The organism is Shewanella electrica (genome assembly GCF_022321485.1).
Lineage (GTDB): Bacteria > Pseudomonadota > Gammaproteobacteria > Enterobacterales > Shewanellaceae > Shewanella > Shewanella electrica.
In genome coordinates this window covers 1-274 of record NZ_JAKOGG010000249.1, presented here as the reverse complement: position 1 = coordinate 274, position 274 = coordinate 1, and the positions used below count along the sequence as shown (strand labels likewise).

The window sequence follows — 274 nt, the reverse complement described above, 5'->3', positions numbered from 1 at the left end:
ACCGGCAGCCCCAGCATCACCCAGAAGGCCAGTTTCAAATCTAAGAAGATCGCCAGAATGATGAACCGCTGTAACTTATCGCGGCTGGCTTCAACAGCGGCGGCACTTTGCTGCTCTTTCGCGAGCTGCTTGGCGGTATCAGCCGCCGCCTTTTGCTGAGCAGCAAGGATTCCGTGATGCGCGGAAGAAAATGTCATACGCTTCTTGCTCGCACGAGTTTTTCTAGATTGACCCAGTCCTCGCCTTTGCGCATGAAAATATGATCTTCATTGTT

At 52.2% G+C, this 274-nt stretch carries 1 protein-coding gene; it reads right to left on the bottom strand.

Features of this window, described 5'->3' with window-relative positions:
- Window positions 1-197, bottom strand: a 197-nt coding sequence (locus tag L9G74_RS20515) for a hypothetical protein (protein ID WP_238898611.1), incomplete at its 3' end; no start/stop codon positions are given.
- Between the last annotated feature and the right edge of the window lie 77 nt (window positions 198-274).